Origin of the sequence: Paraflavitalea pollutisoli (assembly GCF_029360705.1) — a bacterium.
Lineage (GTDB): Bacteria > Bacteroidota > Bacteroidia > Chitinophagales > Chitinophagaceae > Paraflavitalea > Paraflavitalea pollutisoli.
Genome location: NZ_JARKMX010000008.1, coordinates 3,125,190 through 3,146,365, shown reverse-complemented (window position 1 = coordinate 3,146,365; position 21,176 = coordinate 3,125,190). Strand labels below are relative to the sequence as shown.

Genomic DNA, 21,176 nt, shown 5'->3' with positions numbered 1-21,176 from the left:
CATAACGTTGCAGCCGTTATCAATAAACATAGTTGTTTATTAACATTTCCTTAATTTCGATACACCGAAAACACAATTACCCGTCCATGAGTTCCATTCGCGAAAGACTTAAACATGTACAGATCGTGCGCAAGTTTATCTATGCCCTCGTGGGCGTGTTTTCCTATCCCGGGCTGGTACTCTTCAATAAACTCAAGATCACCGGTACAGAACACATCAAAGATCTTCCGCGCAAGAATGTACTGTTTGTCAGCAACCACCAGACCTATTTCGCAGATGTGATCACCTTTCTGCACATATTCTGCGCCGTGAAATGGCGCAAGCAAAACAGGTTGGGAATACCTTATTACCTGATCAATCCATTTACGAATGTGTATTATGTAGCGGCCGAGGAAACGATGCGCGCTACCTGGATCAGCCGGTTGTTTACCATGGCGGGTGCCATCACCGTAAAACGTACCTGGCGTCCGGAAGGCACCGAAACGCGCAAAGGGCTTGATCCGTCCGATACACGCAAGATCGCACGGGCATTGGAGAACAACTGGATCATTACTTTTCCGCAGGGTACTACCAAACCCTTTGCCCCCGGTCGCAAAGGCACAGCCCTCATCATCAAAATGGGCAAGCCTACCGTAGTACCGGTTGTCATCAACGGCTTCTGGAGAGCTTTTGATAAGAAAGGGTTGCGTTTTAAGAAGAAAGGAACTTTACTCACCGTGCGTTTTAAACCGCCCATCGATATCGACTACGAAGCCCCTACAGAAGTGATCCTCGATCAATTGATGGATGCCATCGAACAAAGCAAACCTTATATGCTGAAAGGGCCGCAGCATCGCAAACCCGCCGTATGATCGCGGAAGGTATTATTGCTTAACAACGCTGCGGCAAGATACCACTGGTAGAATTCACTCGTCCTTACGAGATGTTCAACAGTTTCGCCATTCACCTTGCAAGCTATCGACCAGTTGCCTGCTACTGTTGTATAAAACCACTGTCCCTATTCTGCTAGGCCGCTTGCTGCGCGGCCGCTTGCCGCTTTAACAGCCAGGAAGGAGGCAACAATAACAGGATGCCAGCCAGTAGCATGGTACCGATCGTAATGCCCCGGTAGCGCACCAGCAGCGATAGCAGATCAGTTCCTTCCGTAGAACGGCCCCGCACATTCAGCAACAGGATCACCAATAGCAGCAACACAGCCACCCATAAAAAGCGCGACTGTTCGCGCAGGAACTGCTTGTTGAGGTTGTAAGAAGCCAGCAGGTAATAGAAAACATAGGCGAGTGCCGGCATCAGGTACACATTCGCATATTTATTCTGGTGCGGAAAAAGCAGTACGGTTGCCAGCAACAGGTAGGCGATCTCTCTACCTTGGGAAAGCGGGTTGCGGGCATCTTTGAACATCGGTAGTTGCAGGTAGGCCAGCGTAAGGACTACGAAGAATAACCTGACCAGCGTCAGCGTAAGCTGGTAGCTTTCGAAGGAGGTGGTCAGTTCACCGGCAGCAGTAGTAAAGAAGGCTGCTACAAAGGCTGGCAGATCGAAGTAGTGCGGATGAACCTCTACCGAGTGTTTGTCACTGATGGGGTTGATCGCTGTCCACCATTCCTGTAACAAGGTATTGCCGTAGTCACTACCCAGGAACAGGTGGGGGAGGAGGGTGAACACCAGGATAAATGCCAGCGTCAAAAAGCCACCTTTCCATTTTCCCCGGTAAAAGAGATAGGGAAGGAAGAGGATGGGCATTATTTTGATATTGATGGCGAGACCCAGCAACAGAGCACCGCGGAAAGTTTTGCCGGTGGAGATGAGGTGCACAGCCTCGAGCGAAGCCCAGATCATAAAGAAAGTGACCTGCACCATGTGGAAGTTGTCGATGTAGAAGCCCGCGAGGATGGCATGGGATACAATGATCCACCACACCTTTTGTGTTGAAGTGAGGGCGGCTACGGGGTAGTAAGCCTGTACCAGCTTCCAGATGCGGTAAATGCAATAAACGGAAAATAGCAGCCAGGCCAGTTTTACCACAAAAGCTGGCAGGAAGGTAAAAGGGGCCAGCACCAAAGCAAAGAAGGAACTGTAGAAATAAGGAACCGTCAGCGTATTCGCTGCATCGTAAGGGTTGCCGCCGGCCAGCAGGGTTTTTGCCGCAGCCAGGTACACGTCGAAATCGGAGCCCTTGCGTGCGCGGTCGATACAGAATACAAGCACCAACAGGCAGAGCAGGTACTGCAACCATTGCAGGCCAGTTTTGCCGGCATAGAGTTTTTTCATAAGAGCGTTTTGTTAGGGTATCTGTCGGCAATGGCCAGCGTTGCTTACGACTTAAAGAACAAGGCTTTTAGCTCCGTAGCATCGTCTGGTTTCATCTTACCCCCGAGTATCAAACGGATCTGTCTTCTGCGCAGGGCGCTTTCAAACAGTTCCTGCTCTTCTTCGGTCTCCGGTACCAACTGGGGTACGTGACGCGAACGGCCATTGGGATCGAGCGCCACGAATGTATAATAAGCTTCATTGCTTTTGTAACGGTATTGCTGGATGGCGTCTTCGCCCCAGACTTTCATGTGTACTTCCATCGAAGAATTGAAGGCGCGGGATACCTTGGCTTCGATGTGCACGACATTCCCCAGTTTAATGGGGTTTTCGAAAGAGATATTGTCGACAGACGCCGTCACGACGGGTGCGGCACAGTGCTTCATGGCAGCCAGCGCTGCTGCAATATCCATCCAGTACATCAGTCGTCCCCCCATCAGGTTACCAAAGGTGTTGGTATCGTTAGGCAGAACCAGTTCGGTCATCACTACATACGATTCTTTCGCAGTCTTCGCTTTTGGACTCATGGCGCAAATTTGCGCAAAGATAATCGGGAAAGGCAAAAAGCAAGGCGTAAAGTAAAACTGGCCACCTTACACCGTCACCCGCTCCAGAGTCTGCAGGAAGGCCTCGTCTGCATCTGCCCCGATGCCGGGTGTTTCTGGTACTTCCACCACAAATCCGTTGTACCGGACGCCGCCCGTCACGGGATCGGCCTGGTGGCCCAGCATGCAGGTATCCATATCATAGAACTGAACATTGGGGTGAGCCTGGGCAAAATGGGCAAACGCTGTGAGGGCTATCCGGCTTTCGAGCATGCCGCCCATCATACAGGGAATGCCCTGTGCGGCACACACCTCATTGATGCGGATCGCCTCGGCAATACCGCCCGATTTGGCAAACTTGATGTTCACATAATCACAACTGCCGGCAGCAATGACCCTGGCGGCATCGTGGTGATCGTATACGCTTTCATCCGCCATCAGTTTGATGGGGGAAAGCTGGCGCAGGGCGGGCAGGTGGTGATCGTTCCAGTACCGCATGGGTTGCTCGCAGAATTCTATATCGTAAGCACCCAGGGCCACCAGCGCATATTGCGCATCCTCATAACTCCATCCCTGGTTGGCATCGATGCGGAGCGTAATATCAGGGCCTACTGCAGCCCGTATCTGCCGGATGCGCTCCACATCTTCCACCGCATGTTTGCCCAGTTTTATTTTGATGATCCGAACACCACGGGCTACAAAGTCGACGGCGGTGGCCGCCATGTTGGAAGGGTGGTCGATACCGATCGTCAGGTCCGTTTCCAATACCCGTGGCCCCTGGCCGCCCAGGTAGCGATATAGGGGTACGCCGGCCTGTTTGGCAGCCAGGTCATACAAAGCCATATCAAACGCGCTTTTAATGGTGCTGTTGAAGGCGGTAAAAGCATCCAGTTCGGCCAGGCGGTCGGCAATAGCACCTGCCTCCTTACCTTTCCACAAACCCGCAAAATCCTTCGCCATTTCGAAACAGGTGGCCTGCGTTTCACCCACGATCATGGGAAACGCCGAGCATTCGCCCACGCCATACATACCGGCGTCGGTGTGCACGCGGATAAAGGTATTCTGGGCAAAATGCATGGTACCCGTTGCAATGGTAAAAGGGTGCATGGGGATGCTGAACTTGTAGATATCGGTATGGAGGATCTTCATAAGGCCGGGAAGGTAACAACAATTTTGGAGCGGGGATACAGGCGAGGGTTGGAAATATGGCCGGGTAACTAACTAATTATAACTCGGTTGCGGGAAGTTGCAGGACCGGGGGCAAGGCGATGGCTACCTGGCACATATCCGTGCAGAACACCATGATTAGCTGTAAAGGATCAGACAATTTATGATGCGCTTAATTATCAAAACTTGGCCTAATTTTGCGCCTAACATTTGTTAGTAAACTATGGATAATCCTCACCCGGTCATTTCATTCGATAATACAGAGTACGCGTTCGCTTACAAAACAGATCAGGAACTCAAGAAAGCTAATTTTCTATTCTCCAGCATGGGCAACCAGTTGCTCGTTAACCTGGGCACCCGCTTCACCCCCTGGGCCATCAAAGCCGGCCTGCCCATCAAAGGACTTATCCGCAACACCATTTTCAAGCAATTCGTCGGTGGCGAAACCCTTGATGAAACAGTCCGCGTAGCCAATAAGCTCGAGCAGTTTGGGGTGGATGTGATCCTCGATTATGGCGTAGAAGGTAAAGAAGGAGAAGACAATTTCGATCACGCTACGGAAGAGTTCATCCGGGTGATCAACTTTGCCGGTACACAGCACAATATCCCTTTCATGAGCATCAAGGTAACCGGCTTTGCCCGTTTTGCTTTGCTCGAAAAGCTAGATGCTGCCGCTACGGATAAAAGTGGTTATGAAGGCACCGTGCACACGGAAGTGTTGACGGAGACGGAGAAGGCTGAGTGGCAGCGAGTAGTTGCGCGGATGCACAAGATCATCAGTGCTGCTGCGGCAAAAAATGTAGGGGTATTGGTAGATGCAGAGGAAACCTGGGTCCAGGACCCGGTGGATGCATTGACCATGCAAATGATGGAACTGTACAACCTCGACAAGGTAGTCGTATACAATACCATCCAGCTATACCGCCATGACCGGCTCGCTTTTCTGAAAGATAGTTACCGGCAGGCCGAAGCCAGGCGCTTTATTCTCGGTGCTAAACTCGTACGTGGCGCCTATATGGAAAAAGAACGGAGGCGGGCGGAAGAACAAAACTATCCGTCACCCATCCAGCCCAGCAAGGAAGCCAGCGACCGCGACTACAATGCCGGTGTTGAGTTCTGTATTGAACACCTCGACCGCATCGGGCTCATCGTAGCTTCGCACAACGAACAAAGCAGCCTGCAGGCGGTAGCGCTGCTGGATAAAAAGGGATTACCCCATGATCACAAGCATATCCATTTTTCACAGCTGTATGGCATGAGCGACAACATTACCTTCAACCTGGCTAAGGCAGGGTTGTCTGTCAGCAAATACCTGCCCTTTGGGCCCATTCATGACGTGATTCCTTACCTGATGCGCCGGGCGCAGGAAAACTCTTCTGTATCCGGACAAACAGGCCGCGAACTGGGGTTGATCAAGAAGGAGATGCAAAGACGCAAAATATAGTTCGACCAGAAATAATAGAAAAAGGGGCATTACGCCCCTTTTTCTATTACGTGTTGTTGTATACCGTTACTATTGCTTGCCGGAGGTGTCCGGCGTTACGACAGTAGAGTCGACATGGGTTGTGCCGGTGGTGATTTCGGCTCTGGCGGGCGCACCTTCCAGCGCCTCTTTGTACCGCTTCAATGCCGTCACGATATTCTCTACGATCTCGGCTTGTCCCTGCTCACTATTGAGGTATTTCTCTTCTTCTTCATTGGTGATGAAGCCGGTCTCCACCAGAATGCTGGGCATACCCGTAGCCTGCAGTACCCAGATCTGCTCCCAGTTACGTTGCTTCACGCCTCCGCTCAGGCGGCCGGCTTTGGCAAATTCTTCTTCCACCATATTGCCGAGCGTCAAACTCTTACCAAAGAATTTCTTCTCATAGAGCTGAGCGCGGATGCGGGCTTCGGGCGAATTGAGGTCTGGGGCTACATAGGCCGTTCCGCTGTCTTCTGTGAATTCGGCGCTTTCTTCGGGTTTGATGAAGGTGCTTTTAACACCGCTGCGGTCTGCTGCCCAGATATAGGTTTCGGTGCCATGGCGTTCGTTCTTTACCCAGTAGTTTTCGTAAATGGGCACTCTTACCGTCTTCTTCTTTTTCTTGGCGCCCTTGCCCACGGTAACCGTTTTGGTGGTATGACCCACTACGCGTTTGGCATACCAGCCACCGGCTTTTTGCGGGGTGGCATTACAGTGAATACTGAGGAACAGGTCTCCTTTTACTTCATTGGCGAGTTCGGCACGCATGCGGTTGGCAGTACGGGCGTCTACATTCACCCCGAAGACCGTGTCGGAGGTACGGGTATACACGACCCTTGTATCCGGGAATACTTCCTGGATGCGTTGACCTAGTTTCAGGGAAATAGCCAGGGCCACATCTGCTTCATACGAAATGAGGCCTTTGGCCCCTCGTGCAGGGCCGCCATGGCCTGCATCGACCACGATCGTGGCCAACACTGATTTAGGGCGACCGGGATCGCCGGGCGGCGTTTTACCTGTAAAGGATAAAAGGCCTGCCAGTCCGGCCACAAACAGTAATAGAGTTACGGGTTTTCGCATCATCACCTGGTTCAGTTTTAATCGGTTCTATAATCCTGACACCATCTCACCACAGGCATTCTGTAGCTTTCGGCTGTTCGATTTAACGGTAAAAAACAAATTACAATATGTAATGTTTCACTTTTTTTCGGCGCTAAGTGAAATCTATCAGCTGGGTACCCAGCTATTTGCATCGCTTTTTCCTTACAATAATAAGACAGATTTTCAATGCCGGAGGTTGTCCGCGACAGCGCAAACTTCCGATCGTCACCTTCCGTCGGCGTTACCTGCCAGTGGCAGGCATGCTCACGCTTGCCAGCGGGAAGCAAAGACTGCCTATTTCAGGCGTTCACCAAACAGCTTGAGGGTGCGTTCCCAGGCCAGTTTGGCGGCGGCTTCATTGTACCGGGTAGGCGCGGTGTCGTTGTTGAAGGCGTGGTTGGCACCTTCGTAAACGTACAGCTCGTAAGGTATTCCGGCGCTCTTCAGGGCGGCTTCATAGGCCGGGATGCCGGCATTGACGCGCTCATCGAGACCGCCATAATGCAGTTGTACGGCCGCTTTGATCTTAGGTACATCGGCTGCCTCGGGCTGGCGGCCATAATAGGCTACGGCGGCTTTGAGGTCAGGCACGTTCACAGCCAGTTGGTTGGCCATGGCGCCGCCCCAGCAAAAGCCTACGCAGCCGGTTTTGCCGTTGCAATCGGGACGCGCTTTGAGGTAGTCGAAAGCTTTCATGAAGTTGGTCAGGTTCTTTTTAGCATCCAGCTGGCCAAACAGCCCCCGTGCTTTTTCCTCGTCTTTGGGTGTGCCTCCAAAGGGGGAAAGCGCGTCTACGCCGAGGGCAAGGTACCCTGCGAGCGCCACCCGCCGGGTGACGTCTTCTATATGCGGGTTGAGGCCCCTGTTTTCGTGGATCACTACCACAGCGCCGAATTTGCCTTCCTTTTTGGGTTTGGCAAAATAACCTTTCATGGTTACCCCTTCATCGGAAGGGTAGGTGATGTATTCGGTGGTGATGCGGTCATCCTGGGGGGCGATGGTCACGGCATGGTCGTACTTTACTTCCAGTTGTGCCAGGGCAGCGGTAGCAGCGGCTAAGCTGCCAGTTAGCAGCACCAGGCGTTTGATAAAAACTTCCCGCTTGAGTGGTTGGTGCGTGTATTCATCAAACAGGTTGATGATCTGCTGGTTCATATCAGGAATTTGTGTGATAAAAAGGATAAGTTTTAAAGTTAACGAATCCCATCGTAGGCCGCGTGGCCTTCCCATAAATATTTATGGCCTAACTGTATCTAATTGGAAACGATCATGTAAATTGCACCCCCACGGATTGTTAGCTCAGTTGGTTAGAGCACCGTCTCGACAAGGCGGGGGTCGTCAGTTCGAGTCTGACACGATCCACTTCACGGCACTCAGGCGAGTGCCGTTTTTGTTTGGTACGCTACCTGGGCGCCATGGGATCAGGGATCTTTTCGAACGGGTGGTGGGGGATAGGCAAACATAGCTTTGCCTCTTTTCAGGTAGTCTTGCATAATCGGGTAGAAGGCACTCTTGTAATCTCCTTTCTGCAGACCATCGGCAGTAGCCTTCAGAAATTTACTTAGCATGGAAGTGTCCAATCGCTGATGAAGCCGGGTTGCGAACTTCGCTTCCCACTGGAAATACTTAATCTCCCGTTCACTGGCAGATGAATGCTTGACAGCCGCCCCCGCCACAATAAAATAAGAACTGTACAACATAAACACCTGTTCAGCGACATGGGTATCGTGCCGTGTTGTCAGGATATAATGTTTCCGTTTTTTAATCGAGCGTTTATAATAAGATTCAGCCAATAAGGAAGAGAAAAGCCCTTTCTCTTTATTGTCGTAGTATTCGCCAATTGACCAGGCTATGTCCGCAGGACTGGGAACTTCTACATCCAGGGTATCAAACAGCTTTGGGTCGATCTTATCGCCGATGCGGGACAGGTCGATCAGTTTTTCATATTTCTTTTTTTCCTTTACCTGCTCGTCGGCAACCAACTCCATGGTATTAAGCAACACGGCAATATTCCGGAGATTGTTTTGGTCGGCAATTATTTTATTCGAGTCGGCGATGATACCGGATGCATATAGGTTAAACTTCTCAGCATTGGCGAGTGGATTAGGTTCTCCAGTTAATGTTTTGGATCGGTACAGCTGCGCGTACTGATAGTTGGTGTGTAGTATTTCGTGATGGTCCCGGGGGCCAACTTCCAGCATCGATCTCCGTACATTCAGGTAGGGTAGACACTGCTCATTTTTTCCCCTTTTCAGTAAATAACCGATATAGGTCTTAAGTGCCAGTGGCTGGTTTTCCATATTGGACATTTCGACCGCTTTGGAGTAGATCTTGTCCACGGAACTCCAGTCTTCCCTGGCAGCTTTCGTTTCCGCATAGATAAGCCAATGATCAATCAATGACCGGTTATCTATACTGTTCCTGGTGGCTGCTTCAGTCAGAAAATTGTTATGTTCATAATAGTAGGCACAGGAGTCCAGCTTACCTTGCAGATAACATTGAAAGGCTTTGTAAAGTGGGTTTTCGGGATCAGAGAATTCAGTTCGGGCAAAATGCTCTGCGTATTTTTTTGTTCTGTCCAGCTGCTCATGAAAAGCTTCTGCGAGTCTTCTGCTGGAATCCCGGAAGATTTCCGATTTCGTATCAAGTGTCTCTTTAAGCCGGGCAATATGCGCCTCGTAAGGCGCTGAGATGCGCTTTCTGACAGTTTCATAATACTCCGCCGTCAATTGCTTGAGCCGGGCTTTACTACACATGAGGATATAAATACCTGGTGCATTGATGTCGGACGTTGGAACAACCTTTTTTAATGGACCGTTGTCAAGGATCTCATAGTCCTGGTAAGTAACGTTCACCTGTAGCAAGGGAAGCGCTTCCTTCATTTCCACGAAGAAGTCTCCATTGAGTTTGGAGGTAGTGCTGTACTGTACGGCCTGGCCATTGTATACTTTGATATTGGCCATCACGAGCGGCCTGCTTTGATGCAATTGTCCTGCATGTAATTCCTTGACCTCCCCTTTGATATAGTAGGTGGGCTGTGCCCACACTTCCATACCAGTCATAAAGACGAGGCCGCAAAGGACCACAGACCAGAAACGGTTACTGCTGAAAATTCGTTTCATACTCGTTGTTTCCCATATTGATTTCCAGCGGAGGAAGTATGAGCTGGTTTTTAACAACATTGAACTTCACCCGGACACGGGGTTCATCGTCAGGATAGATAAACCTGAACTTTCCAAAAGCATCGGTCGTATCGGCGTGATGGGGATGGTCACTGTCGATGATGACCGCTCCGGCAAGTGGAGCATTCCGGTAATAGAGGGCGCCCCCGATTGACAGGTAGGCGGCAGGCCGTTTAAAGTAAACGTCGATGCTTTCGTGCTCCAGTTTAATGCGCTGGCTCTTCAAACCGTTGCCAAATACCCAATCCCCCGCTGACAGGAATAACCGAATAGAATCTCCGTAATATTCATTGGGTACGTCGTTGAATTTGATGGTCTGCTCGGAGGTGACAACGCCTTCCAGAAAGCCCTGGGTAAGCTGCAACTTAAGGGTAGTGTTGCCCAGACTGATAGATTCCTCCGCAGGAGTCTTGGGGAAGATCGTCAACCCAAATTTCTTTTTCGGAGGGTCGAGGCTGAATATCAGTACAAAAACCACGATGGCGCCAGAGGCAGCAATAGCACCTTTGTATTGTAGTTTGGTAATGCCTGGAATGGTGGCCGCGATACCGGCACAGCCGAGTGCAAAGAGTATCTTAAAGTAGAATTGCTGATCGGGAGATAGGCTCTCCTTAAATAAAAGCGTGATAACGATAAACAACACGCTGATGCAGCCGAACACAAAGTAGATTTTCAGGTCTGGTCGTTTAGGGGTAGTTTGTTTACTGCTGCGCGTTTTAGGCTTAGTATTTTCTTCCATGTTGATAGGGTATAAAGGGTTCAGCTGTCGGCTGGCTTATAAAAATAAGGCATTTATGCACAGCCCAAAAAGCTTTTCGCCCTTCTACCCTGGTGGGGACCCTGTCAGGGAATATCGGTCTTCGCAAGGGTAGGCAATCCGGGTGATGGTGCCCTGGACATGTCGCTGGCTGCTGGTTGGAACAACCTGGTCCGCGCTATCCCCGCCTTCTGCAAAAAATACTGACAGCTCACCCGCAGTACGCCCAAGCCATATTTTACACTTCGTGCGAAGCTGATGGAAGAAGCTTCCGCAAAATATTTGGTGGGACAGGTGATCTCAGCGATCTCATAGCCTTTGAAAAAGATCTGTGCCAGCAGCTCATTGTCGAAAATGAAGTCATCGGAATTGTGTTCGAAAGGGACCGACAACAACACGTCTTTGTGGTAAGCCCGGTAGCCGGTATGGTATTCGGACAGCTTTTGCCGCATGAGGATATTTTGTATCAGCGTAAGCAGGCGGTTGGCTACATATTTATAGCGCGGCATGCCACCCTTCAAAGCGCCCCTCCCCAGTATGCGCGACCCCAGCACCACCGGGTATACGCCATTGGCGATCAGGTGCACCATGGGTCCGGTCAGCGCCGGCGTGTATTGATAGTCGGGATGAAGAATGACAATGATATCGCCACCTAATGCGAGGGCTTTCCGGTAGCAGGATTTTTGATTACCACCATAGCCTGTGTTGCGCTCATGGAGAATGATGTGGCGGATGCCGATGCGACGCGCTACCTCGATGGTATTGTCCTGGCTGGCGTCATCCACCAGGATCACCTCGTCGACGATCGACCGGTCGATCTCCCGATAGGTTTGCTCCAGCGTACGTGCCGCATTGTAAGCCGGAAGAACGACCACCACTTTTTGCCCTTTGACCATGACGCGTAACGTGTTAATGGAGGATGACCATTCACCATACGCAAGGTTGGGTCAGCTGGTTGCCAGCGTGACTAAAACCCTTCTTTCCACTTCTGGGCGATCTTAACGGCTGTTTCGATCATGGCCGCATCCCATTGTTCGACGTGCCAGGCCGTACCAGCCAGGGAGGAAGTCAGCAACAGGTGGCGGGCGGCGTCAAAAGAACCGGCGGATTCGAGGATATTGGCCAGTTCACGCTGTTGCTGGTAGAGCGTTTCATCTTCCAGGGGCTGGCCCAGGTACAGCTGCTCTGCAGGCAGGAAAGCATGTGTTGCCCCTGCTTCCCGCTGTTGGTTGGCGGTGTCGACGATCGATGCCATGGTTACAAAATCGGCATAGAACTGTTGTTTGCTTTTATGGCTGGTGAGCCCATTGCCGAGTTGTTCCATGACCACATATTTCAGGTGCGGGCATCGAGGGATCGTTTGCCGGAACAGGTCGAATACGGCCGCAGGTACAGCATCGTCGTGTGTATCGCGGCGGATGCGACGGCCGGTTTCGAGCAGTGAATCGTCCCAGCTACCTCCGGAGATGTGGATCTCACGGACACGGTCGAGCGGATACAGGTGGATCAGTTGCTCGTAGGGGATCGAGAAATTGTGCAACTGGCACCACAGGTTGTGCAGGTCGAGAATGATAAAGCCATTGATGGGATGTAGCAGCTCATCCAGAAAGCTGCCTTGCCGTTGTACATCATCGATACTATACGCAAAGGCCAGGTTTTCGAGACCTACCGGGCAGGCACAGGCCTCGTAGATCCTTTTGAGGCGATCCTGCCCGATGGCCAGGGTGCTGGCGGTATAGGGAATATTGAGTGGCGCCCCCTGGTGGAAATCGGTGCCTGTCATGAATCCGAAATGCTCGGTGATATGATCGAAGTGAAAAGTGGCACAGCAGGTGCGCAGGTGTTGTAGCCATACGTCCTGTTCGGGCAGCCACCTGCCCGAGAAAAGGGAGAAGAAAACCCCATGACCTATGAGTCGCTCCTCCTTGCTGAATGCAGTCAGCAGGTCATGGAACCAGGCTGGGGTTTCCGCTGTTTGGTACAGTACATCGAAAGACCATTCCAGCGCTTCCACCCGTGCTTCTTCCAATAAAGGAAGACAAGCTTCCAGCATGTGACGATCGAGGTTGCAAGCAACTGATGATAAAATTCGGGGCACTGGGTGAAATTAATCAGTACGGGAATAGGTGATAATTATTAACCCATGCCGCAGGCAGGGCAATAGTAGGGCGGTTTTTTAGAAGCCTCTTCCTTGGCTTCCTGCTTTTCCTTATCGGTGGGTTCATCCTTCTCCTTTTTACAGGAGGTAGTTGTTTGAACGGCAATGCCGATCAGGATCGCACTGAGTAGTGTACCTGGCAATTTCATGATTGTGTTTTTTTAGTGAGCAATCAGGAGTTATGACATCGGGATGTTACAAAACGTGGCATGAGGTGCCAGACAAATGCATAATGCCGTTTCTAGCACAGCTTACCCGGGAGGTCGGCTATTGTTGATGAGCCCCGTTGAGGGGCATTTTCCGCCAAAGCTTGCCAGTGGCAGGAGTGCGGTTACTTTTTACCGAATTGTTTGCTTTTCTTGAATTGATTATTGACCAGCAGGTTGATGGCGTCATACGGCACATCGATGAGCTGGCTGATGCGGTCCAGCTCGCCCAGGGTAAATTCCTGCACATTGTTGATGAGCCGCGTCATGCGGTTATTGTTGGTGCCAAGGTCTCCCGCCAGTACCGTCTTGGGAAGAAATGTGAAGATCTGCTTGAATTCAGTAATGTGTCCCGATTCAATCAGTTGTTTTACGCCCAGGTATCTTTCGTCCTTAGTCATGCCTCAAAGAAAAAAACAAATGATAAATAAATTAGCATAAAGTACAGATTGTTGTTTTATAGTTACGATCCGCTGCACTTTAGTGATAAAGGATCATTTTTTTTGTGATCCGTTCTATTGGTAACCGTTATAGAGGCTGAAAATAAGTACCAGACAGAATCCTGCGCATTGATCAGTCGATCAGTGTATACGGAAGATAGTGCGCCGCAGTGGCAACAAGGGGAGATTTTGCGTCGGTAAAAGTACTAAATATATTAGTATTTTGGACGAGTGTGAATAAAAAAGGATAACAGCGTGGGCAAATAGTGCGTTCGGAAGCATCCGGTTTGATGCCCCCTGTATCCGCTATCACACACGTTGTTGTGTTATCTTATTGACATTTTTGGTACTATTCTTGTGTCTTTTTATCCCACCCGATCCCCCCGCATCCTACTGCCGTACAGAATTGATCCGAAGTCCTATTTCACCATGAGCCAAGTAAAATGAATGAGGAGAATTGTACGTAAAATTTTTTCATGATGCCGTCAATGTTGCTTGTGTCCCTCTACGAGTTCACACAATTTCTTCAAATCGTATTGTGGATAGCTGTGCCTGCCACCGTCATTGCTATCGGATTGACCATATTCTTTCATTACCGTCGCAAAAAAAGACAAACCACCCTGGGCCTTGCTTTTCAGGAAGATAAGTCCTGGGGGGAGCCACTGGCGCACAACCCCGCCGCTGCCATTCAAATACATTCTACGGTGCATGAACAGCCCGAAGTCATGCCCGACTGGCTCGCCAGCACCAATCCGGACAATACGCCCCTGCTGAAGAAATATGAGCATGAAGTAAGACGATATCGCGAAAACTACGCGCTCCTCGAGCAGGATTTCAGGGAGCTCGAAGAAAAATATACCGACCTCCGCAACAAAGCCTATCATACTGATAAGACGACCGATACCACACTGGTGGCGCAGCTGCAACAGGATATCAAAGCGTACCAGGAAAAGGTCAGCCATCTGCAGCAGGCTGCGATACAGCAAGGTGCACCGGATGAACAAACGCAGGCTACCCTGCAGCACCTCCGGCACGACCTGCAACAGCGTGAAGCAGAAAACAATCGCCTCCAGCAATTGCTGATCGCCAACCAGGCGGCCGGCGATGAAGGCAGGCCACTCGATGATCGCCTGCAGGCATTGCAACAATTACTGGAACAAGCGGAAACGGAACGCAAGGCTTTACGCGAAAAGTTGGAGGAGCAGGACTATCTGCCCGACGTGTTGAACGAAAAGAAAACAGAGATCACCTTTCTGCAGCAACAACTGGAACAACGCATCAAAAACTATCATACCCTCGAGCACCAGGCCAACGCCTCCACGGCACAGGTCAGCGAGTTGAAGCAAACCATTACCGGTCTCGAGCAACAGGCACAAACGCTTCATAGGGAGCTGGAGGCCACGCAGGCACAGGGAACTGCCTGGCGCGAAGCGCTGGAGGAAAGCCGCCAACATACCCAGGAACAACAGCAGCGCCTGGAGGCCGGCAGCCAGCAGGTGGGCCAGCTGGAGCAGGAACTTAGTCAGCTAAAAAGCAGCCAACAAGTATTACAAGAAACATTGACCGAAAAACAGGCGCTGGTGAACGCCCTGCAGCAGGAGGTGGCCCAGGAAAAGCAGCAGGCGCAAGACCTCAGTAGCCGCCTGGATATCAGCAGTCAGCTACTGATGCGTATCTACAGCGAACTCTCGCGCTCCATCGATCCCCACCAATTGGAATTGACGGAAAAGCAGTCGGCGATTCCCGTGGCGGCCCCGGCGGAAGCCCTATTGGGATAACTTTAACACAACCACGTACGGGATGCTGCATGGCGAATCGTTATAGTTTCGTTAACTTACGGAAAATTGCTCCGTATGAGAAAGTACGCCCCAGCCAACAACTTCATCCTGACGTTGCTGCTCCTCATCGTGGTGACAGCCTTCCAACCACCCGTCAGTACACTATCGCTCAACGGCGCCTGGCACACCCAGGACAATAGCCGCGAAGAGACCCTGACCTTTGTCGACGGTTACTTCGTACACGCCGTATACGACAAAGCAGGCAAGCAATTTTATTACACCTGGGGAGGTCCCTATATTGTCAAAGACGATAAGGTGGAAGTGACCGTACAATTCAATACCAAAGACAAACAGCAAGTGGGGCAGCAGGTCGTGTTTGCCTGGTCGGATAAGAACGAGCAATTGATCGCAAACATCGACAACGGAGAGAAGACCTGGAAGCAACTGGACAAGGGAATGTCCGACCTCGCCGGTGTTTGGCGCATTGCCGGACGCAAGAACGGCAACCAGCCTACTACGATGCCGCTGGGCCCCCGACGTACGCTCAAAATACTCTCCGCTACCCGCTTTCAATGGGTGGCGATCAATATCGACACCAAAGATTTCTCCGGTACCGGCGGCGGTACCTATACCTTCAAGAACGGCAAATACACCGAAAACATTGAGTTCTTCAGCCGTGATAGCAGCCGTGTTGGCGCTTCCCTCACCTTCAATGGCAAAGTGAAAGGCCACGAATGGGACCACTCCGGCCTCAGTTCCAAAGGCGACCCCATCGATGAGATGTGGAGAAAGCTGAATACGGAATAAATTGTCCATCCACAAGTTATACACCACCCGGCAGGCAACCTGATGCCTCCGGCAGGGTTTTTCGTACCTTGCAGCCATGCAACAATACCTGGACCTGTTACAGCATATTTTTGACAAAGGGGTAACCAAGACCGACCGGACCGGTACCGGCACCACAAGCTATTTTGGTTACCAGATGCGGTTCGACCTGCAGCAGGGCTTTCCGCTGGTGACGACCAAAAAGCTGCACCTCAAAAGTATCATCTACGAATTGCTCTGGTTTCTGCAGGGCGACACGAATATCAAATACCTGAAAGATCACGGCGTCAGTATCTGGGACGAATGGGCCAATGAGCAAGGTGACCTGGGACCCGTTTACGGCAAACAGTGGCGCAGCTGGGCAGGTGCCGATGGAAAAACCATCGACCAGATTGCCGATGCCTTGAAGCAGATCAAACACAATCCCGATAGCCGCCGCATTATCGTAAGTGCCTGGAACGTTGGCGAGTTGCCTGACATGGCGCTTATGCCTTGTCACGCCCTGTTTCAGTTCTACGTGGCACCGGGTGTAGACGGCGGAAAAGGCAAACTCTCCTGCCAGCTCTATCAACGCTCTGCCGATGTATTCCTGGGCGTGCCTTTCAATATTGCTTCCTATGCACTGCTCACCATGATGATGGCGCAGGTATGCGACCTGGAGCCAGGTGATTTTGTACATACGTTTGGTGATGTGCACCTGTACAGCAACCACGTAGAACAAGCGAAACTGCAATTGACGCGGACACCCTTTGACGCGCCGGTCATGAAACTCAATCCAGCCGTAAAAGACCTTTTTGCCTTCCAATTCGAAGACTTCACGTTGGAAAATTACCAGTCGCACCCTGCCATCAAGGCGCCGGTTGCTGTATAAGAAACACATTATGCAAATAGCTTTAGTCGTTGCTGCTGCAGAGAACAATGTTATTGGTAAAGACAACCAGTTGCTGTGGCGACTGCCCAATGACATGAAGTTCTTTAAGAATACTACCTGGGGATTGCCGGTGATCATGGGGCGTAAGACCTTCGAGTCGCTGGGCAAGCCACTGGCGGGCCGTACCAATATCGTGATCACCCGTCAATCCGAGTGGCAGGCTCCCGGAGCGATCGTGGTGAACAGCCTGGAGAAAGCACTCGAAGCGGCGGCCGGCACGGATGCCAAAGAGGCCAGTGTGATCGGCGGCGGAGAGATATATGCACAGGCATTGCCCATTGCACAACGGATCTATCTTACCCGTGTACACACGTCGCTGGAAGGTGACACCTGGTTTCCGGAGTTTAGTGAAAAGGAATGGGAGTTGCTGTCTAATCTCGACTTTCCGGCCGACGAAAAACATGCCTACGCATACAGCTTCCAGGTTTGGGGCAGGCGATAAGTTATAACAGCAACCGATACACCATCCAATCAGCCATACATGTTCTCACGCTGGCAGTTAGCGAAGAAATATATCCACTATTATTGTACCGCCGAAAACGGTAAGGGGCATGGTGTGCATTCACCTTTTGTATTTGACTTTATCATTCATGTACTGAACGATCAGCAACCATACCCGGCCTACCAGCGGGTAGAAACATTGCGTCAACAACTGAAGGGTAATGAAACGTTGCTTACCGTAGAAGATTTTGGCGCGGGTTCTGCCTTGGGTAATACCCGTCAGCGTAGCATTGCCAGCATCGCACGCAATGCCGCGAAATCGAAAAAGCTCGCACAGCTACTGTACCGTATCGTACAGTACTATAAACCAGCGACAGTGTTGGAGTTGGGTACTTCCCTGGGTGTGTCGGCAGCCTATCTGGCGTTGGCGAATGCGGACGGTCAGGTCGTGACGGGGGAGGGGAGTTCAGCTGTGGCGCACCAGGCCCGGGCTAATTTCGAACAACTCGGTATATCCAACATTCAGCTGGTATCCGGAAATTTTGATGAAACCTTGCCCGTCATGTTGCAGCAATTGCCGACGCTGGGACTGGCATTCCTCGATGGCAATCACCGGCTGGAACCCACTGTCCGGTATTTCGAACAGTTGCTGCCACACCTCACCGATCAAAGCATCGTGATCCTGGATGACATACACTGGAGCGCAGAGATGGAACAGGCCTGGGAGCAGGTAAAAGAACACCCGGCAGTCACTATGACGATCGACCTGTTCTTTGTGGGGCTTGTGCTCTTCCGCAAAGACTTTAAAGTGAAGCAACATTTTACGATACGGTTTTAACCGCGTGCGCGCAGTGTCTCGATCGTAAAATAGATTATATTAGTATCCGCAATTATAAAACAAACGTAATCAAATGGATCAGCAACCTTCCGAAGAACGTCCCTTACTGGGCCTCGAAGTCGATTTCGACTCCGGTAGTAAATTCAATGAAGCTGCCAGGTGGGCTAAATTTATTGCTATTGTCATCTTCATTGGCATCGGCCTGGTACTGGTGTCGATGTTGGTAGCCGGACCTAACGGACTGGAAAGTACTTTCCGGGAAGCGATGCCGCAATATGCTGGGCAAGGCGATAAGATATACTATGCGGTGTTGATCGTGATGGCGATCTATACGTACATTACCATTTTGCTGTACCGGTTTGCTACCCTTACCCGGCAAGCGATCCAGACACAAAACCAGGGTTTGCTGACAGAAGGCATTCGCCACCTCAAACGCTATTTCCTGATACATGGCGTGTTTGCGATCCTGAGTATCGTGTACAATATTTTTGGCCTTATCACTACCTCATTCTAAAAGCTAATATCGTTTTACATGGAAAATAATAGAAACGAAGAAAGTGGCCTGTTCAACCTGGCGATTGAAGGAGAAGCCAAGCAGCTGTTGCATACTGCCGCCAGTTGGGCCCGCATCGTTGCCATTATAGGATTTATCAGCGCCGGCATCACTTTGCTCAGTACGATCTTGTCCGGTGCCAAAGCAGGTGGTTTTGCCCTGGCGGGTAGTTTGCTTTTTGTTACGTTGTTCCTGGTCATTGGGGTGGTACTGAATATTTTTCTGTATCGCTTTGCTACCAATACGCTCGCCAGCCTGGAAAATATGAGCCAGGTACAGTTCAATGAAGGGGCCAACAACCTGAAGACCTACTTCAAGCTGATGGCTATATTGATCATTATAGCGATGGCGCTGTTCTTTATTGTATTCCTCGCCTTTGCCCTGGGCGCCTCCATGATGGGTAGGTGATCCGGTTGTAACATAATACTGAACGAGGGAGTATCAGCGACGATACTCCCTCGTTTTTTGAATACTGCTGTAACAAAGAAAATGCCCGCTGTGATCGCAGCGGGCATTTTCGTATTCAAATAGGTGAAATCAATTGGTCGAGTAGTAGTTGTAATCTTTCAGCAGGGTATGCAGAAATTCGATCGAGTCCTGGTCACTTTCCATCTTCAGCTTCGATTTGATGCGGTCACCGATCTTCATGGCCAGCGCATAGTCGTTTTTACGGCGTACGCTTTCAATGATGCTTTTCAGGGTATTGATATCACGGTCGCTCAATTGCATTACCTGGGGATAGCGGGGCTTGTAGGTCGATTCTACCTCGGTAAAGACCGTGTCTTCCCAGGAGGTCTGGTTTTTCAGGTCGATCAGGATCGTACCGGCCAGCAGATCGCCGATCCGCTGCGATTTAGGGGTGAAGATCACGCTGGCCAGGCCGATGAAGATCAGGGGCATCGTCCAGGCAGGGATCACATCGTTGAGTACGGCAAACAGCAGCCACCACGGAAAGTCGACCATCCTGAACAACCAGCGGATCAGGTACTGGCCAATGGTGGGTTGTCCGCCTTCATCGGTGATCACCTTGATGCGCATGGCCATCTTACCGATGGTTTGCCCATTGAGGGGGATCTCCAGCAAGGGAAAATACAGTAGCAACGGTATCACCACCAGGATCTCCAGCCAGCTAACGTCGTAGGCCTTGATGTTCGTCAGGCTACTCATCAACTGCAGGTACAACCAACAGATGAACAGATCGATCAGCCAGGCGAATAAACGCTTGTGGAAAGGGGAGATCGGAAACTCCACTTCGATATTGAAACCCGTATCTAACTTAACCTGCAGCATATTGCAACAATAGTAGGATAAATTCGTTTTGCATACTGTAAACGCTCTTAAAATTAATTAATTATGTAAGAAATCCGGTTGTTGCCGAATTTCTGCCGCCTTGAATTAATTAAATTTACAAGGATCGCCCGCAGGCCCTTGAAAAAGACAATAACCCCTGGTTATCAGCCTTTGTTCAATGGACTTTTTCGTGTAGGTTTGAATACATAAAACATCTTTCGGTGAGAGAAGGCCTATTTCTGAAGAAAAACATAGAGAAATGGAAGCAGTACCAGTACGAGTCGGCATCCAATCCCGACGAGATGGCGAAGCAGTTTACCGAGCTCGTCAATGACCTGGGCTATGCAAAGACGTTTTACCCGCACAGTAAGGTCACTACCTACCTCAATGGCCTGGCCTCCCGGATCTACCTGGGCATTTACCGCAACAAAAGAGAAGAAAGCTCCCGGTTTGCCCGCTTCTGGAAAACCGAACTGCCACTCACGGTACGTAAATACCACCGCGAACTGCTCTATGCCTTCCTGATCTTCACCACCCTGGCTGTCATGGCCGCCTTTTCCGCCGCCCACGATGCCACCTTTGTGCGGGGTATCCTCGGTGACGGTTATGTGGAAATGACGGAAGACAATATTGCCAAAGGTGACCCTTTTGGTGTGTACAAAGACGAAAACAAGATCGTCATGTTCCTGCGCATAGCGCTCAACAATATCCGGGTATCCCTGATGGTATTCGTGGCCGGCCTGTTCCTGTCGGTAGGAACCGCCTGGTTTCTCTTCCAGAACGGCATGATGCTCGGGGCCTTTCAGTATATGTTCTTCGCCAAAGGACTCGGCTGGCCTTCGGTGTTGGTGATCTGGATACATGGCACCCTTGAGATCTCGGCCATCATCATTGCCGGTGGCGCTGGTTTCATCCTCGGCAACAGCCTCCTCTTCCCGGGTACGCGCAAGCGCATCGATTCGCTCAAGCGGGGCGCCAAGGATGGCCTCAAACTCATGATCGGCCTCGTGCCGGTATTCATTGTGGCAGCCTTCCTCGAAGGATACGTAACCCGTTATTCGTCCATGCCACAATGGCTCAGTATTTCCATTCTGGCTGCATCGTTTAGTTTTATACTTTGGTACTTTGTACTCTATCCCATCAGGCTGGGGAAAAAGCACCCGGCAACAAAATCACTGGAATAAACCCT

22 protein-coding genes and 1 tRNA gene are annotated in these 21,176 nt (G+C 50.8%); 11 read left to right on the top strand and 12 right to left on the bottom strand.

The window, feature by feature from the left end; genetic code table 11:
• The first annotated feature begins 86 nt into the window (after nucleotides 1-86).
• On the top strand, nucleotides 87-851 hold the full coding sequence (locus P2W70_RS26165; protein WP_276484510.1) for a lysophospholipid acyltransferase family protein: 765 nt from the start codon (nucleotides 87-89) through the stop codon (nucleotides 849-851).
• A 154-nt stretch (nucleotides 852-1,005) separates the two neighbouring features.
• Here P2W70_RS26165 and P2W70_RS26160 read toward each other — a convergent pair whose 3' ends face one another.
• The 3 genes from P2W70_RS26160 to P2W70_RS26150 form a co-directional block, all read right to left on the bottom strand.
• Entirely contained in the window at nucleotides 1,006-2,271 is a 1,266-nt protein-coding gene (locus P2W70_RS26160) for a glycosyltransferase family 87 protein (RefSeq protein ID WP_276484509.1), read from the bottom strand.
• Between the two features lie 44 nt (nucleotides 2,272-2,315).
• Nucleotides 2,316-2,837, bottom strand: coding sequence for an acyl-CoA thioesterase (locus tag P2W70_RS26155; protein WP_276484508.1), 522 nt, complete (start codon nucleotides 2,835-2,837; stop codon nucleotides 2,316-2,318).
• A 66-nt stretch (nucleotides 2,838-2,903) separates the two neighbouring features.
• Nucleotides 2,904-4,004, bottom strand: a complete 1,101-nt coding sequence (locus P2W70_RS26150; RefSeq protein ID WP_276484507.1) for a mandelate racemase/muconate lactonizing enzyme family protein — start codon at nucleotides 4,002-4,004, stop codon at nucleotides 2,904-2,906.
• Nucleotides 4,005-4,245: 241 nt separating this feature from the next.
• On the opposite strand from P2W70_RS26150, the gene P2W70_RS26145 reads away from it, so the two are divergent.
• Entirely contained in the window at nucleotides 4,246-5,466 is a 1,221-nt protein-coding gene (locus P2W70_RS26145) for a proline dehydrogenase family protein (protein ID WP_276484506.1), read from the top strand.
• Between the two features lie 69 nt (nucleotides 5,467-5,535).
• Here P2W70_RS26145 and P2W70_RS26140 read toward each other — a convergent pair whose 3' ends face one another.
• Nucleotides 5,536-6,570 (bottom strand): N-acetylmuramoyl-L-alanine amidase family protein, encoded by a 1,035-nt coding sequence (locus tag P2W70_RS26140; protein WP_276484505.1) that lies wholly within the window; start codon nucleotides 6,568-6,570, stop codon nucleotides 5,536-5,538.
• Nucleotides 6,571-6,882: 312 nt separating this feature from the next.
• Nucleotides 6,883-7,743 (bottom strand): dienelactone hydrolase family protein, encoded by an 861-nt coding sequence (locus P2W70_RS26135; RefSeq protein WP_276484504.1) that lies wholly within the window; start codon nucleotides 7,741-7,743, stop codon nucleotides 6,883-6,885.
• 133 nt (nucleotides 7,744-7,876) lie between these two features.
• Between P2W70_RS26135 and P2W70_RS26130 the strand changes: the two genes are divergently transcribed.
• Nucleotides 7,877-7,950: transfer RNA gene (locus P2W70_RS26130), tRNA-Val, on the top strand.
• A gap of 59 nt (nucleotides 7,951-8,009) precedes the next feature.
• On the opposite strand, the gene P2W70_RS26125 is transcribed toward P2W70_RS26130, so the two are convergent.
• From P2W70_RS26125 to P2W70_RS26100, 6 genes are all read right to left on the bottom strand, one after another.
• Nucleotides 8,010-9,710 (bottom strand): hypothetical protein, encoded by a 1,701-nt coding sequence (locus P2W70_RS26125; protein ID WP_276484503.1) that lies wholly within the window; start codon nucleotides 9,708-9,710, stop codon nucleotides 8,010-8,012.
• The gene (locus tag P2W70_RS26120; protein WP_276484502.1) at nucleotides 9,688-10,509 is read right to left on the bottom strand and encodes a hypothetical protein; all 822 of its coding nucleotides are present in this window, start codon (nucleotides 10,507-10,509) and stop codon (nucleotides 9,688-9,690) included. The genes P2W70_RS26125 and P2W70_RS26120 overlap by 23 nt, the downstream gene beginning before the upstream one ends.
• A gap of 104 nt (nucleotides 10,510-10,613) precedes the next feature.
• Entirely contained in the window at nucleotides 10,614-11,423 is an 810-nt protein-coding gene (locus P2W70_RS26115) for a glycosyltransferase family 2 protein (RefSeq protein ID WP_276484501.1), read from the bottom strand.
• 71 nt (nucleotides 11,424-11,494) lie between these two features.
• A complete protein-coding gene (locus P2W70_RS26110) occupies nucleotides 11,495-12,580 on the bottom strand; it encodes a multinuclear nonheme iron-dependent oxidase (RefSeq protein WP_276484500.1) in 1,086 nt (361 codons plus the stop codon).
• Between the two features lie 83 nt (nucleotides 12,581-12,663).
• Complete coding sequence (locus P2W70_RS26105; protein WP_276484499.1) at nucleotides 12,664-12,834, bottom strand: chryseobasin-related MNIO class RiPP peptide; 171 nt, start codon at nucleotides 12,832-12,834, stop codon at nucleotides 12,664-12,666.
• 182 nt (nucleotides 12,835-13,016) lie between these two features.
• The gene (locus P2W70_RS26100) at nucleotides 13,017-13,292 is read right to left on the bottom strand and encodes a hypothetical protein (protein ID WP_276484498.1); all 276 of its coding nucleotides are present in this window, start codon (nucleotides 13,290-13,292) and stop codon (nucleotides 13,017-13,019) included.
• A 515-nt stretch (nucleotides 13,293-13,807) separates the two neighbouring features.
• Here P2W70_RS26100 and P2W70_RS26095 point away from each other — a divergent pair.
• From P2W70_RS26095 to P2W70_RS26065, 7 genes are all read left to right on the top strand, one after another.
• Entirely contained in the window at nucleotides 13,808-15,109 is a 1,302-nt protein-coding gene (locus P2W70_RS26095) for a coiled-coil domain-containing protein (protein ID WP_276484497.1), read from the top strand.
• 75 nt (nucleotides 15,110-15,184) lie between these two features.
• Nucleotides 15,185-15,916 (top strand): hypothetical protein, encoded by a 732-nt coding sequence (locus P2W70_RS26090; protein ID WP_276484496.1) that lies wholly within the window; start codon nucleotides 15,185-15,187, stop codon nucleotides 15,914-15,916.
• A 76-nt stretch (nucleotides 15,917-15,992) separates the two neighbouring features.
• The gene (locus tag P2W70_RS26085; RefSeq protein WP_276484495.1) at nucleotides 15,993-16,805 is read left to right on the top strand and encodes a thymidylate synthase; all 813 of its coding nucleotides are present in this window, start codon (nucleotides 15,993-15,995) and stop codon (nucleotides 16,803-16,805) included.
• Between the two features lie 10 nt (nucleotides 16,806-16,815).
• The gene (locus P2W70_RS26080; RefSeq protein ID WP_276484494.1) at nucleotides 16,816-17,307 is read left to right on the top strand and encodes a dihydrofolate reductase; all 492 of its coding nucleotides are present in this window, start codon (nucleotides 16,816-16,818) and stop codon (nucleotides 17,305-17,307) included.
• A 39-nt stretch (nucleotides 17,308-17,346) separates the two neighbouring features.
• Nucleotides 17,347-18,144 (top strand): O-methyltransferase, encoded by a 798-nt coding sequence (locus P2W70_RS26075; RefSeq protein ID WP_276484493.1) that lies wholly within the window; start codon nucleotides 17,347-17,349, stop codon nucleotides 18,142-18,144.
• A gap of 73 nt (nucleotides 18,145-18,217) precedes the next feature.
• Entirely contained in the window at nucleotides 18,218-18,658 is a 441-nt protein-coding gene (locus tag P2W70_RS26070) for a hypothetical protein (RefSeq protein ID WP_276484492.1), read from the top strand.
• 18 nt (nucleotides 18,659-18,676) lie between these two features.
• Entirely contained in the window at nucleotides 18,677-19,105 is a 429-nt protein-coding gene (locus P2W70_RS26065) for a hypothetical protein (protein ID WP_276484490.1), read from the top strand.
• A 129-nt stretch (nucleotides 19,106-19,234) separates the two neighbouring features.
• Here the strand turns inward: P2W70_RS26065 and P2W70_RS26060 are convergent, their stop codons facing one another.
• On the bottom strand, nucleotides 19,235-19,987 hold the full coding sequence (locus P2W70_RS26060; protein WP_276484489.1) for an RDD family protein: 753 nt from the start codon (nucleotides 19,985-19,987) through the stop codon (nucleotides 19,235-19,237).
• Between the two features lie 221 nt (nucleotides 19,988-20,208).
• Between P2W70_RS26060 and P2W70_RS26055 the strand changes: the two genes are divergently transcribed.
• Complete coding sequence (locus P2W70_RS26055; RefSeq protein ID WP_276484488.1) at nucleotides 20,209-21,171, top strand: stage II sporulation protein M; 963 nt, start codon at nucleotides 20,209-20,211, stop codon at nucleotides 21,169-21,171.
• The last annotated feature ends 5 nt before the right edge of the window (nucleotides 21,172-21,176 follow it).